The 13428-nt window shown below is 57.1% G+C and carries 10 protein-coding genes and 1 pseudogene; all 11 read right to left on the minus strand.

All coding sequences use genetic code 11. The features are described from left to right. Nucleotides 1-90: 90 nt before the first annotated feature. On the minus strand, nt 91-636 hold the full coding sequence (locus CAter10_RS17790; RefSeq protein ID WP_231879316.1) for a ComEA family DNA-binding protein: 546 nt from the start codon (nt 634-636) through the stop codon (nt 91-93). Beyond that, on the minus strand, nt 548-1489 hold the full coding sequence (gene rfaE1 / locus CAter10_RS17795; protein WP_061534467.1) for a D-glycero-beta-D-manno-heptose-7-phosphate kinase: 942 nt from the start codon (nt 1487-1489) through the stop codon (nt 548-550). Before rfaE1 ends, CAter10_RS17790 begins: the two co-directional genes overlap by 89 nt. A 5-nt stretch (nt 1490-1494) precedes the next feature. Continuing rightward, nucleotides 1495-2877 carry a UDP-glucose dehydrogenase family protein gene (locus CAter10_RS17800; protein ID WP_061534468.1) on the minus strand — a complete coding sequence of 461 codons (1383 nt, stop codon included), beginning with the start codon at nt 2875-2877 and terminating at the stop codon, nt 1495-1497. A gap of 77 nt (nt 2878-2954) precedes the next feature. Then, complete coding sequence (gene lapB / locus CAter10_RS17805; protein WP_061534469.1) at nt 2955-4130, minus strand: lipopolysaccharide assembly protein LapB; 1176 nt, start codon at nt 4128-4130, stop codon at nt 2955-2957. A 109-nt stretch (nt 4131-4239) separates the two neighbouring features. Further along, nucleotides 4240-4554 (minus strand): LapA family protein, encoded by a 315-nt coding sequence (locus CAter10_RS17810; RefSeq protein WP_061534470.1) that lies wholly within the window; start codon nt 4552-4554, stop codon nt 4240-4242. Between the two features lie 213 nt (nt 4555-4767). After that, nucleotides 4768-5073 (minus strand): integration host factor subunit beta, encoded by a 306-nt coding sequence (locus CAter10_RS17815; protein ID WP_038492951.1) that lies wholly within the window; start codon nt 5071-5073, stop codon nt 4768-4770. A 24-nt stretch (nt 5074-5097) separates the two neighbouring features. Further along, complete coding sequence (gene rpsA / locus CAter10_RS17820; protein ID WP_061534471.1) at nt 5098-6810, minus strand: 30S ribosomal protein S1; 1713 nt, start codon at nt 6808-6810, stop codon at nt 5098-5100. A 175-nt stretch (nt 6811-6985) separates the two neighbouring features. Further along, nucleotides 6986-7657, minus strand: a complete 672-nt coding sequence (gene cmk, locus CAter10_RS17825) for a (d)CMP kinase (RefSeq protein WP_061534472.1) — start codon at nt 7655-7657, stop codon at nt 6986-6988. A 55-nt stretch (nt 7658-7712) separates the two neighbouring features. After that, nucleotides 7713-11174: a DEAD/DEAH box helicase gene (locus CAter10_RS17830; RefSeq protein ID WP_061534473.1), complete on the minus strand. Its 3462-nt coding sequence runs from the start codon at nt 11172-11174 to the stop codon at nt 7713-7715. Nucleotides 11175-11189: 15 nt separating this feature from the next. After that, a pseudogene (aroA, locus tag CAter10_RS17835) lies at nt 11190-12529 on the minus strand (3-phosphoshikimate 1-carboxyvinyltransferase). Further along, nucleotides 12529-13428 carry a prephenate dehydrogenase gene (locus CAter10_RS17840; RefSeq protein WP_061534474.1) on the minus strand — a complete coding sequence of 300 codons (900 nt, stop codon included), beginning with the start codon at nt 13426-13428 and terminating at the stop codon, nt 12529-12531. Before CAter10_RS17840 ends, aroA begins: the two are co-directional and overlap by 1 nt.

Raw genomic sequence — 13428 nt, forward strand, 5'->3', positions numbered from 1 at the left:
CCACGACAAATTAAAAAGCCTCGTGGAGCACCACGAGGCTACGTCAAAGATAAACCATGCCGACCAGGAGAGACGAGGAGCATCTACAACCTACTTCACTTTGGCCGCTGGCTTGGCGGGGGCGGTTGCTGCGAGCGCGTTACTCTTTGGATTGCCCTTTGCATTATTTTTAGCACTCTCCACACCGCCCTTTGCCTTGCCGTTCACCAGCAAGCCGGCCTGCGACAATTGAGAGGCACTTTTTTCTCCAATTCCTGGAACCCGGCTTTCAAAATCGGCCCAATCCTTGAAATTGCCGCCTTTGCTGCGCTCATCAATGATGCGCTTGGCCTTCGCCGCGCCGATTCCCTTGATATTGTTCAGGGCCGCCAGATCGCCTTTGTTGACATCCACCTGAGCCAACGCCAGGCTCGCTGAGGCCATCAATGCGCAAAACACCAGCAGTAGTCTTGTAAACATGTCGAATTTCTCCCGTTGAAATGATGACGATTGAGTATAGTCATCAAACCGGGGGAAATTGCCATTTAAACCATAAACAAGAATTCGCTTAACCGAACAACTCTTCGCGGCTGACAGTCGCCGTGCCCAGCTTGCCGACCACGATGCCGCCGGCGCGGTTGGCCAGGGCGACAGCATCTGCAATTGGCAATCCTGCGCCAAGCATCACTGCCAGCGTGGCAATCACGGTATCCCCGGCGCCAGAGACGTCATACACTTCGCGCGCCATGGCCGGGAAATGCGTAATTTCCTGCGCCGTGTACAAACTCATTCCCTCTTCCGAACGGGTCAGCAACAGCGCTTCCAGTTGCAGGGATTCGCGCAATTTTTGCGCCTTCTCGGTCAGTTCTGCTTCGCTTTTCCAGCTACCGACAATACGGATCATTTCCGACTTGTTCGGCGTCAGCACCGAGGCGCCGACGTAGCGCGAGAAATCGTCGCCTTTCGGATCCACCAGAATGCATTTGCCTGCCTGCTTGGCGGCGGCAATCATGTCCGCGACATTCACCAGGCTGCCCTTGGCGTAGTCGGACAGCACTATCACCTGGTATTCCGGGAGCAATGTGTTGAAGCGAGTCAACTTATCGCGCAACACGGCGTCAGTCGGCGCCTCTTCGAAATCGATACGCAGCAACTGCTGCTGGCGGCCGATTACGCGCAATTTGATGATGGTCGAGATGGATGGATCCCTGGTGAGGAAACGATTGACGCCCATTTCCTCCAGGAGGCTGTCTACCGTGTCGCCAGCCTCATCCTGGCCCACAACCCCGAGCAGGCCTGCCGTGCCACCCAGCGTGGCGATATTGCGCGCCACATTGGCAGCCCCGCCCAGACGTTCTTCGCGCTTTTCGATCCGCACCACCGGCACCGGCGCTTCTGGTGATATACGGCTGACATCGCCGAACCAATAACGGTCGAGCATAACGTCGCCGACCACCAGAATCCGTACCTTGTCAAAGGATGCGGGGACCTTGAAGGATTGTGTATTCATTGTTTTTACTCGCGTACCAGGACGGAACGACCGATGCCGTAGTACTCAAACCCGATATCGCGCATCACCTGCGGTTCATACAGGTTGCGGCCGTCGAACACGATCGGCGCCTTGAGACGGGCCTTGACCTGGTCAAAATCCGGGCTTCGGAAGGTTTTCCATTCCGTGACGATAACCAGTGCATCGGCATCCTGCAGCGCATCGGCCTGGTTGTCGCAAAAACGGATCCGCTGCAATGCGCCGCGATCATCCGCAAAATCCAGTTCCAGCACGCGTTGCGCCTCTGCCATCGCAACTGGATCATGCACCGCCACAGTGGCGCCGCGGTCGATCAGTTCGCGCAGCAGCACCCGCGAAGAAGCCTCGCGCATATCGTCGGTGTTCGGCTTGAACGCCAACCCCCACAGCGCGAAGTGCTTGCCCTGCAGATCCGGGCCGAAACGCTCAGTAATTTTTTGGCCGAGTACATGCTTCTGATGATTATTGACCTGCTCGACGGCGCGCAGGATCAGCAATTCCTGACCGTAGTCGCGCGCGGTGCGCTCCAGCGCCTGCACGTCCTTGGGGAAGCAGGAGCCGCCATAACCGCAGCCGGCGTACAGGAAGCTGTAACCGATGCGTGGATCGGAGCCGATTCCGTGGCGCACGGCTTCGATATCGGCGCCAACCTTGTCTGCCAGGTTGGCCAATTCGTTCATGAATGAAATACGTGTCGCCAGCATGGCGTTCGCCGCATATTTGGTGAACTCGGCGGAACGCACATCCATCCAGTAGGTGCGTTCGTGGTTGCGGTTGAACGGCAGGTATAACTGCTTCATCAGCGTATGGGCTTGCTGCCCTGCTGGGCTGTCGTCGCAGCCGATAACGATGCGGTCAGGCCGCATGAAATCCTCGACCGCCGCGCCCTCCTTCAGGAACTCGGGATTGGAGACCACGGAAAACTGGATCGGTGCGCCGCTCAAATTGCGCGCATCTAGCTCGGCCTGGATCGCCGCACTGACCTTGTCGGCAGTGCCGACAGGTACCGTCGATTTATCGACGATCACCTTGAAGCCAGTCATGTATTTGCCGATGTTGGCTGCAGCGGCCAAGACATATTGCAGGTCAGCGGACCCGTCTTCATCCGGCGGCGTGCCGACAGCGATGAACTGAATCTGGCCATGCGCCACGCTGGCCGCAATGTCGGTCGAAAAATGCAGGCGTCCGGCGGCGCGGTTGCGGCTGACGATTTCCGCCAGGCCCGGCTCGTGAATCGGAATGCCGCCGCTATTGAGCATGGCAATCTTGCGTTGATCAAGGTCCAGGCAAAATACATCGTTGCCCAATTCGGCCAGGCAAGCGCCTGTAACCAAACCAACATAACCGGTGCCAATAATAGTAATTTTCATGTTATTCCGTGTTGCCGTTTTTCTGTGCAATTCAACCGATTGTAGAGTGGACACATCGTGCCCACCCTGCCGTAAAATTAATTCATTACGTTCAATTCTTCTGTCCGGCGCGGCGGATAGGTTTCCCAGCGGCTGCAACCTGGGCATTGCCAATAAAACTGGCGCGCTTTGAAGCCACAATGGCTGCACTGATAGCGCGCCAGTTTCTGCGTGTATCCGTGTACCAGGTTCTTGACCACGGAAAGCTCGGAGTGCATTTCCGGCGTGATCTTCATCAACCGTGCCTCTAGCAGCTTATCCAGTCCCAGCAGGGTCGGTGTACGGCGCAATTCGTCGCTGACCAGCTGATTGGTGGCGTCAACGCCATCAAGTTCAAGAACTGCCTTGAATACAACTTCCAGCAAATCGATCGACGATGCCTCGGCCAGATACGAGCGCAGCAGATTAACGCCCTCATGCGGCCGACCGACGGCGCGGTAGCCATCCATCAGACGCTGCGCTACCAGCGCCACGTGCAGCACACTTTGCTGCTCGACCCGGCGCCAGACCTGCAGAGCAGCCTCGACATCTCCCTTGGCCAGATGGACATCACCTAGCAGTATGGTTGCGCGTACACTGTTACGGTCGTTGCTCAACGCTTTTTCGAGCAGGGACATGGCACCTTCGGGATGGCCGTCAACCAGCTCATCCTGAGCCAGTTCGCAATAGAACTGGGCAATTTCCTTTTGCCGTCCACCGGCGCCCGATTGCTGCAACGCCTGCGCTGCCTCGATGGCGCGCAACCACTCTTTTTCCCGCTGGTAGATTTCCAACAATGCGCGCCCTGCCTGAGCGCCATATTGGCTGCCGGCCAACAGATTGAAGCTTTCTTCGGCGCGATCCAGCAAGCCGGCCTTCAGGTAATCCTGACCCAATTCGTATTGCGCATGCATGCGGTGTTCTTGCGCCAGGTCCGGACGTGCCAGCAAATTCTGGTGAACCCGGATCGCGCGCTCGGTTTCACCACGACGGCGAAACAGATTACCGAGCGCGAAATGCAGCTCCGCAGTTTCAGGATCGAGTTTGACGATTTCGATGAAGGCATCAATTGCCTTATCAGGTTGCTCGTTAAGCAGGAAATTCAAGCCCTTGAAATACCCTTTGGGCAAGCTGCGTGATTCAGATACCAATTGATTGATATCGACCCGTGCGGCGATCCAGCCTAATCCAAAAAAGACCGGGATACCGAGTAACCACCAAATTTCAAATTCCATACGGGCTTGTGATGTGCGTTATGCGTGACGTGTGGGGCAAGTAGGAGGTGCCTGCCATGCAAACGCCGGGGCCTGATCTGCTACCCCGTGCGTTTGATACTTAGCGGCATTATATATTCTTGATGCTGTCCGGTTGCGGAGCTTGTGTTTGTGCCAGACGCTGAGCTTCCTGCTCTTTTTGCATAGTGGTCAGGGCCTTCTTGTTTTTCGATGCATTGCGACGGTGACGGAACACCGATGGCGCCATCGCCAATACGCCGAGAATCGCACCAAAGACGAAAAAACCTAGCAGGAACAGCACTAACGGTCCTGTCATCGTCAGACCGGGGAAAAACTGCAGTTCAACATTGCTTTTGTTTTGCAGAGCAAAACCGAAAAACACGATGAAGAGCAAGATCGAAAGAATTCGGGAAATAATTTTCATGACGCGCTTTCTGTGTGATTAAGTAAAAATTGCTTAGCCGCGACAAATTGATCGCCTACTTCGAATCATATTTGCAGTTCGCAGACGTTATTATTATTGCCTTTTTTGCAAATTTACAACCAACATATGAACAATATTAACTTCAAATGAAGCGAAATTGTACGTGAAAAAAAACGGCATCCGAAGATGCCGTTTCGATTTTGCACTCACAACTCAGTCTTCTTGAATCGGTTGCCCGACCATCGCGTCGACTCGTTCACGCAATTCCTTGCCTGGCTTGAAATGAGGCACCCGTTTTTCAGGAACCATCACCTTGTCGCCGGACTTCGGATTGCGCCCGATCCGCGGTGGCCTGCGATTCAACGCAAAACTGCCAAAACCACGAATCTCGATACGTTGGCCGGTTGCCAGAGCATCCGCCATTGCATCAAGTATGGTTTTGACCGCGTAATCCGCATCTTTAGCGACCAATTGCGGATAACGCTCGGCCAAGCGGGCAATCAGCTCCGACTTTGTCATTAGCTTTACTCGCTTAGTTGTTGCTTAGTTCTTGTTGTCGAGCTTTGCCTTCAACAGTGCGCCCAGGCTGGTCGTACCGGAAGCTGCATTGGAGTCCGAAGACAGCTTTTGCATTGCTTCTTGGGTTTCAACATTGTCTTTCGCCTTGATCGACAACTGGATGCTGCGAGCCTTGCGATCGATGTTGATGACCATGGTTTCGACAGTGTCGCCGACCTTCAGGTGCGTACCGGCATCTTCCACGCGATCGCGGGAGATTTCGGAAGCGCGCAGATAGCCTTCGACTTCATCCGACAACTGGATCACTGCGCCCTTAGGCTCGACCGACTTGACGGTACCGGAAACCAGTGCGCCCTTGTCGTTCATTGCAGCGAAGTTGTTGAATGGGTCGCCTTCCAGTTGCTTGACGCCCAGGGAAACGCGCTCACGCTCAACGTCGATTGCCAGAACGATGGCTTCCAGCTCGTCACCCTTCTTGAAGCGACGAACGGCTTCTTCGCCGGTTTCAGTCCAGGACAGATCCGACAGATGCACCAGACCGTCGATGTTGCCGGCCAGGCCGATGAACACGCCGAAGTCGGTGATCGATTTGATCGCGCCCTTAACTTTGTCGCCCTTCTTGTGGGTAACAGCGAAGTCGTCCCAAGGATTCGCCTTGCATTGCTTCATGCCCAAGCTGATACGGCGACGGTCTTCGTCGATTTCCAGAACCATGACTTCAACTTCGTCGCCCAGTTGGACAACCTTGTTTGGCGCCACGTTCTTGTTGGTCCAATCCATTTCGGAAACGTGGACCAGGCCTTCGATACCTTGCTCGACTTCAACGAATGCGCCGTAGTCGGTGAGGTTGGTGACTTTACCGAACAGACGGGTGCTTTGTGGGTAACGACGCGACAGACCAGTCCAAGGATCGTCGCCCAGTTGCTTGACGCCCAGGGAAACGCGATTCTTTTCTTGATCGTACTTCAGAACCTTGGCAGTGATCTCTTGACCGACTGTCAACACTTCCGAAGGATGACGCACACGACGCCATGCCAGATCGGTGATGTGCAACAGGCCGTCGATGCCGCCCAGATCCACGAACGCGCCGTAGTCGGTGATGTTCTTGACCACGCCGGTCACGATGGTGCCTTCTTTCAGGGTTTCCATCAGCTTTTGGCGCTCTTCGCCCATCGAAGCTTCGATAACCGCACGACGCGACAACACGACGTTGTTACGCTTGCGATCGAGCTTGATGACCTTGAATTCCATGGTCTTGCCTTCGAACGGCGTGGTGTCCTTGACCGGACGGGTGTCGACCAGCGAACCCGGCAGGAAGGCACGGATGCCGTTGGTCAGAACGGTCAGGCCGCCCTTGACCTTGCCATTGACAGTACCGGTAACGATCTCGCCGGACTCCATCGCTTTTTCCAGCGAGAGCCACGATGCCAGACGCTTGGCCTTGTCGCGCGACAGGATGGTGTCGCCGAAACCGTTTTCCAGCGATTCGATAGCGACGGAGATGAAATCGCCGACAGCTACTTCGAGTTCGCCGTTGTCATTTTTAAATTCTTCGATTGGAATGAAGGCTTCGGACTTGAGGCCAGCGTTGACGATAACGAAGTTATGGTCAAGGCGCACGACTTCAGCAGAAATCACTTCACCAGAACGCATGTCTTGACGTGACAGCGATTCTTCAAACAGCGCGGCGAATTCATTCGCGCCGGCAGATGCAGGGGACAGAACAGTGATGGACATAGTTTTGACTAGTTGGCCAGTATTGCCGCGTAATGTAATTACTAAGATGCGGTCAATATTGGGTTAGGTTTTTCAACGCTCGACCGGACTTTGCATCAGATCGAACACCAAGGTGCTGCAAAAAAACAACGCGCTTAACCTCATATGAGGCCAAACGCCTGGAACAATTTCCTACTCAGACCTGTTTGGTAGCGGCGTACCAGCTAAGCACCTGTTCGACAGCCTGATCGGCTGTCATGGCAGAAGTGTCCAGCAAATGCGCCCCTTCCGCGGCTTTCAGCGGCGCAGAGCTGCGATTGGTATCGCGCGCATCACGCTCCGTCAAATCCTTTAAGAGGTCTTCCATAATAGCAGAAAAACCCTTGTCAATCAATTGCTTATAGCGTCGTTGCGCCCTTGCTTCCACACTCGCCGTCAAAAACACCTTCAAGCCGGCATGCGGAAAAATCACAGTCCCCATATCGCGACCATCGGCAACCAGGCCCGGATGTTGGCGAAAGCTCAGTTGCAGACCGTACAAGGCTTGCCGAACTGTTGGTATGGCAGCAATTTTCGAGGCCAGATTGCCGACTGCTTCGGCTCGGATATCGTTCGATACATCCTCGTTTGCCAGGAAAATATGCGCGCCGCTGAAGTGGCAGTGCAAGTGCTCGGCCGCCTTGGCCAGCGCATGCTCGTCATCCAGCGGAACATTGCGGCGCAAGACGGACAATGCCGTTAGCCGGTACAGGGCGCCGGAATCGAGATAATGGAAACCGAGGTGCTGCGCAACCCGTTGCGCAACTGTGCCCTTGCCGGATGCCGTTGGACCGTCGATAGTGATGACAGGAATGTGGGTGTTGGACATGGGAATATTCGGTTGTAATTAAAAATGAAAACAATATTTCTTTAGAGAAATATATTCATGCCTCAGACAAAGGCGCAAAAATCGCCTGCAAGTCGTCCTGCGTCAATCCAATACTCTGGGTTTCGCCCACCGGCGACAACATCGCTTGCGCCAGATCGGCTTTCTTCTGCTGCAGCAACTGTATGCTTTCTTCCACGGTGCCCTTGGCGATCAGCTTGTAGACAAACACCGGCTTGTCCTGACCGATACGCCAGGCACGGTCGGTCGCCTGGCTTTCCGCCGCCGGATTCCACCACGGATCGTAATGGATCACGATATCCGCCGCGGTCAGGTTGAGGCCGACGCCGCCGGCCTTCAGGCTGATCAGGAATACCGGCACTTCACCATCCTGGAACATCCGCACCGGTTCGACGCGATCCTGGGTAGCGCCGGTCAGCAACGCATAACCGATATCGCGTTGATCCAGCTCCGCGGCAATCAGCCCCAGCATACTGGTAAATTGCGAGAACACTAGGATGCGGCGGCCTTCCTGCCGCAACTCTTCCAGCATTTCCAGTAATTCCACCAATTTGGCCGACGGCGCATCGAGCGGCGCCGCCATGCCGTCGTCCAATAGATCGGTCTTGATCAACCTCGGATCGCAGCATGCCTGGCGCAACTTCAGCAACGCTTCCAGAATCACGATATGGCTGCGCGCCACACCTTTTTTCGCAACCTCTTCACGCACCTTCTTGTCCATCACCAGGCGCACGTTTTCGTACAGGTCGCGCTGCGCACCGGTTAAGGTCACGCTACGCACCATCTCGGTTTTCGGCGGCAGCTCCTTGGCCACCTTGTCCTTGGTCCGGCGCAACAGGAACGGTTTGATACGCCGTCCCAGCAACGCGCGCCGGTTGGCGTCGCCCTGCTTTTCGATCGGGTGACGGAAATCCCGGTTGAAGCTTTTCTCGTCGCCCAGCAAACCCGGCAACAGGAAATGGAATTGCGCCCACAGTTCGCCCAAGTGATTTTCCACCGGCGTTCCGGTCAGGCAGAGCCGATGCCGGGTATTCAGCAAGCCCACGCTTTGCGCCACTTTGGAGCGCGGATTCTTGATGTAGTGCGCCTCATCCAGTATCAGCAAATGGAACGCATGCTCGCGCCAGCGCTCTTCATCGCGCGGCAGCAACGCATAGGTGGTCAGCACCAGGTCGTACTGGCCGATCTGTTCGAACTGCTCCAGCCGTTGCTTACCCTGCAACACCAATACTCGCAGATCCGGCGCAAAGCGCGCCGCCTCTTGCTGCCAGTTATCCATCAGGCTGGTTGGCGCAATGACCAGCGCCGGTGCAGTCAAGCGACCACCCTGTTTTTCAAGCAATATATGCGCCAGCGTTTGCACCGTTTTGCCCAGCCCCATGTCGTCGGCAAGGATGCCGGCCAGGTCGTATTCGCGCAGGAATTGCATCCACGCTACCCCTTCCAGCTGGTAGTCGCGCAATGTGGCCTGTAAGCCAGGTGGTGCAGTAATCTTCCGGATGCCGCCGAAGGTGCTCAACTTCTGTCCCATGCTGCGCAAGCGGTCGCCACCGACCCAGCGCAACTTGGCGCCGGCATCGAGCTCCGCCAGGCGCGCGGCATCGAGCGTCGACAAGCGCACCGGACCATCCGCTTTCTCGGCGAAGTACAGCTCGCCCAGCGTGTTCAGGATTGGCTTGATGCGGCCCCATGGCATGGCGACGTGGACGCCGTCGGCCAGGCGCACCAGCAATTCGTCGGCATCGTCGCGCTGCGCCAGCGTGCGCGGATCGAAATCCTGCGGCGCCTGGCGGATCAGATCGACCAGCAGCGGCAGCAACGGCACACGCTGGTGGTTGACCACGATACCGAGTTCGAGATCGAACGATGTGCCGGCAGCCTGCTCGCCAGCCTCATCAATCTCGGCATACCAGTCTTCCACTTCGACGACGTCAAAACGGTATTCGGCGCGCTTGTCAATCTGCCAGCCTTGTGCCAGCAGCGCCGGCAATCCCTCTTTTGCAAAACGCAGCCAGGATGCCTGGTCTGGCAGCATGAACATGCCGGGCATCATCGCCAGCGGATGCTGGGTGCCTTGCAGAGGCAGCATGCCGAGTGCGGTCAGGGATTGCCTGAAGCCTTCTTCGGCAGCCTGGTCGCGCATGATCTGTTCGATACCGGCCTGCGTATTGCGGCTCAGCGCGGGTGTAAACAGCGCCGAGGCCAGTTCGCCGTCATAACGAAAATGCAGCTCGGCAAAATCCTGCATCGCCGGATTGCTGACACTCGGCAAATTGCCCAGGACCAGCAACGGCTGCGGAGTAATATTCTTGCGGATGATTTGCGGAATTTGCGGCGGAAACGGAATCACGTCGTTCAAGCCTTGCGCCAGCAGTTGCTGCGCTACGGCCACACGATCGTCGGAATCGAGCAACGGCGCCTGGATGACCAGATCGTTGAGCGCCTTGCTCGAAATCCGGGCGTCGCGATGCGACAGTTGCAGTTCTCCACACGACAGGTTATCGATGTACCAAGGTGGCTCTGTCGGCAACAGGTAATCGATATTCTTGCGAGCCCGATTCGACATCGTTTGACTATCTGGTTCGGCTTCAAACTGCCATCCGAGCTGCAGCATGTCGCTGCTGACATCCCTGCCGTCATCGCGATCCTGGCTTATCGCCTCATGCCAGACTAGACTGGCGCGGCGCGTAGCTGCCAGTTGCAGAGGATAAGCGGTACCCTTAGCCAAATCCGCCAAAGAATTCGCCCATAGCAGTCGCTGTTGCTGCAGCAGCGACTGCAATAGCTGCGCGCCGAGTTTTCCGCTCAATTCACAAGCCGCATGCTGCGCGTGATTACCGTCATTCTGAGCCACGAACAAGCCGATCAGATCGCGATCTTCGGCGCGCAGGAACACCGACGGATCGGCCAGCAGGCGCGGCACATCGGTTATCGGCTGGGCGGCAGAAAACTGGCCGTTGGGACGCTGCTGCGCCTTGCACAAATGCAGGACTGCCTTCTTGCCGTTATAGGCGGAGGACAGCACAAACACCACATGGTGGGTAGCTGCCTTTTGGCGCAGGCCAGGCTGCTGCGGCGCCGTACCGGTGCCAGCGATTTCGCCCTCGACGCGCGACAGCCATGCTTCCATCGGCCGCGCAAGTGTCGGCGCCGCAAGGGGTTTGGACAAAGCTGCCGGAGGCGGCGCTTGGGGTGGCGGAATTTGTGGTTTGCCAGCGGCGCCGGGGCGTTGCAGGTATTCGATCAACGCCGCTGCCACATGCTTGCAGTTGTTCCCGACCGGGCAGGAACACACGCTCTCGATATCGGGGGCATCGTGAAACATCGACAGCGTTATTTCTTGTCGATAGATATGACTGTCGCTACCCCGAACGGTGGCGTTAAGCACGTCGCCATCCTGCTCGACTGCCAGCACGCGCCGTTGCTGCACATATTCCTGACCACGCTCAAAGGTTGCCTGGTGCAACACCTCGCGCACATCGGCAAGTGTCAAATTCATGCGCGATCCGCCGGCTTACAGCAAGGTCTGCTCGGCGATTTGCGCGAACACGTTGAAATAATCGGGGAAGGTCTTGGCCACGCATTTCGGATCGTTGATGCGCACCGTAGTGCCACGGCGCGCCGCGCCATCGAGCGAAGCCAGCGAGAAGCACATGGCCATCCGATGGTCGTCATAGGTATCGATGGTCGCTGGCTGTAGTTGCGACGGCGGCGTCACACGCAGGTAATCGCTGCCCTCTTCGATGATCGCGCCCAGTTTGCGCAGTTCCGTCGCCATCGCACTCAGGCGATCGGTTTCCTTGACGCGCCAGCTGGCGATATTGCGCAAGGTACTCGGGCCGTCTGCGTACAGCGCGGCCACGGCAATCGTCATCGCCGCATCGGGAATGTGATTGAAGTCGGCATCGATCGCTTTCAAGACGCCATTCGAGGACGACTCGATCCAGTTGTCGCCCATTGCGATCTTGACGCCCATCTGCTGCAGCGCTTCGACAAAACGCACATCGCCCTGGATGCTGTCCTTGCCGACGCCTTCAACCCGCAATGGGCCGCCAGCAATCGCACCGGCCGCCAGGAAATACGAAGCGGAAGAGGCATCGCCTTCGACGTGGATGCTGTGCGGGCTTTGATAGTGCTGCCCGGCCGCTACAGTAAACGACTGCCAACCGTCCCGTTCCACCGTCACGCCAAAACGCTGCATCAAGTTGAGCGTGATTTCAATGTAAGGCTTAGAGATCAATTCGCCGATCACTTCGATCGTCACCGCATCGTGCTTCGCCATCAACGGCGCCGCCATCAGCAGGGCCGTCAGGAACTGGCTCGACACGTTGCCGCGCACTTGCATCCGCTGCGTATGCACCTGGCCGCGCTGGATATGCAAAGGGGATAACCGGCCACGCCAGTGTAGGCAATCCGGGTGCCAACCGCATTCAAGGCATCAACCAAGTCGCCAATCGGCCGCTCATGCATGCGCGCCACGCCATGCAACGTATAGTCGCCACCCATCGCCGCCAACGCTGCGGTCAACGGCCGGATAGCTGTGCCGGCATTGCCCATGAACAGATCGGCCTGATGCACCGGGAAACTGCCGTTACTGCCATGCACGGTATAGGTCTGCGATCCCTCTTTCTGCTCCCACACGACACCCAACTGCTTGAGCGCCATCAGCATCACCAGCGTATCGTCCGACGCCAGCAGATCGTGAATCTGAGTGGTGCCGCCGGCAAGTGCTGCCAACAGAAGGGTACGATTGGAGATGCTCTTGGAACCTGGCAGCCGGACCGTGCCGCGCACATGCGCGACCGGATGCAGATCTATGTAGTGCGGGTAATGCTGTGTTCGTTGGGTACTCATCAATCGCCACCTTCCTTGTTCTGTTGTTCGGCCGCCTCGATGGCGCTGATCCAGCTATGCCTTGCCTGCTGGGCATTGCTGTAGATTGCCTCGATGGCCGGACCGTCGCCGGCCGCCAGCAAACCGCGCAGCCGGGTTAGTTGCACCAGGTAAGCATCCAGCTCATTGAGCAAGGCACCCTGGTTAGCCAATGAAATATCGCGCCACATTTCCGGCGACGAGCCGGCAATGCGCGTAAAGTCGCGGAAACCGCTGGCCGCATATTGGAACAGGTCCGCCGCGTGCGGCTTGTTTGCAATATCGTCCACCAGCGCATAGGCCAGCACATGCGGCAAATGGCTGACGGCGGCAAAAATGGCGTCGTGCTGCTGCGCCGAAAGCCGATGGATCAAGGCTCCACATTGCTGCCATGCAGCCGCCACCTTGGCGACATCACGTTCAGTATTTTCCGGCAACGGCGCCAGCACCACCTTCTTGCCGACGTACAAGTCGGCGAGCGCAGCATCGGGGCCATTCTGTTCGCGTCCGGCGATCGGATGACCAGGTACGAATTGGGCGATCTTGCTGCCCAACGCAGCCCTTGCCGCCAACACGACATCGGACTTGGTACTGCCGGCGTCGGTGACGATTGTCCCAGCTTGCAGATGCGGTGCGATGCTGGCCAGGACGGCTGCCGTCTGCGCCACCGGCGCGGCGATCAGGACCAGGTCCGCGCCACTTACCGCATCCGCAACCGAAGTGGCGGCGGCATCAATGATACCGAGTTCGCGCGCACGCTCCAGGGTGGCGGAATGACGACCAACGCCGACGATCCGCTCCACTGCGCCGGCCTTCTTCAAGGCCAGTGCAAAAGAACCGCCAATCAATCCGACACCGAATATTGCGATTTTCTTGAACAC

Origin of the sequence: Collimonas arenae, from assembly GCF_001584165.1 — a bacterium.
GTDB classification, from domain to species: Bacteria; Pseudomonadota; Gammaproteobacteria; order Burkholderiales; family Burkholderiaceae_D; genus Collimonas; species Collimonas arenae.